Source organism: Mesorhizobium sp. M0306 (assembly GCF_040321655.1).
Taxonomy (GTDB): domain Bacteria; phylum Pseudomonadota; class Alphaproteobacteria; order Rhizobiales; family Rhizobiaceae; genus Mesorhizobium.
In genome coordinates this window covers 1-629 of record NZ_JAMYRY010000117.1, presented here as the reverse complement: position 1 = coordinate 629, position 629 = coordinate 1, and the positions used below count along the sequence as shown (strand labels likewise).

1 protein-coding gene is annotated in these 629 nt (G+C 52.8%); it reads left to right on the top strand.

Annotated features, from left to right (window positions below):
• The first annotated feature begins 33 nt into the window (after positions 1–33).
• Positions 34–504, top strand: coding sequence for a hypothetical protein (locus tag NKI95_RS34370; protein WP_352722285.1), 471 nt, complete (start codon positions 34–36; stop codon positions 502–504).
• The last annotated feature ends 125 nt before the right edge of the window (positions 505–629 follow it).

The window sequence follows — 629 nt, the reverse complement described above, 5'->3', positions numbered from 1 at the left end:
TAGGTCGTGAACCCATAAATGGGAATGAGGGAGATGGGTGAAAAGCGATCGTTGCGTCGTTTGACAGATCGCGCATATTGTCGAGGAATGACTGAACTCGCATTAGAACCCGGCGGTGGATTGAGAGGTCTTCCGATTGGATCGTCCAAAGGAAGCGTTCGGACATTTTTCGGTGGTAAGCACCAGCCGTTTAAGCGTACACCCGAAGGCAATCCGATAGATTATTGGGCGGATGCAGGCGTTTTTGCCTACTATGATTCCGACGAGCGCCTGGAGGCCTTGGAGTTTGCAAGCCCAAGCAACCCGACATTGAACGGATTGGCTCTTATCTCGGTATCGATGGGCGAAGCGACACAGATTCTCCAATCTCTCGACCCGAAGTTACGCTTGGAGCCGGATGGCGCAACCTCAACGCAGCTTGGTATAGGCGTTTGGTCCTCGACAGGCGAAGCCGATCAACCTGTGATGTCCGCGATAACATTCGGACCGGGCTACTACGATTAGGCTGTAGCGCTGAACGTCTGATTTTGATGGGTTTACCAACTCGCTTCCATATCGCGCGGGATTGTGATTCAGGCTCAATATGAGCCGATATGACCTGACCGACTTCGAGTGGCGCGTGATCGAAC

Coding starts and splice junctions, on each gene's coding strand:
- NKI95_RS34370 (WP_352722285.1), top strand. CDS start 34: ATGGGTGAAAAGCGATCGTTGCGTCGTTTGACAGATCGCGCATATTGT.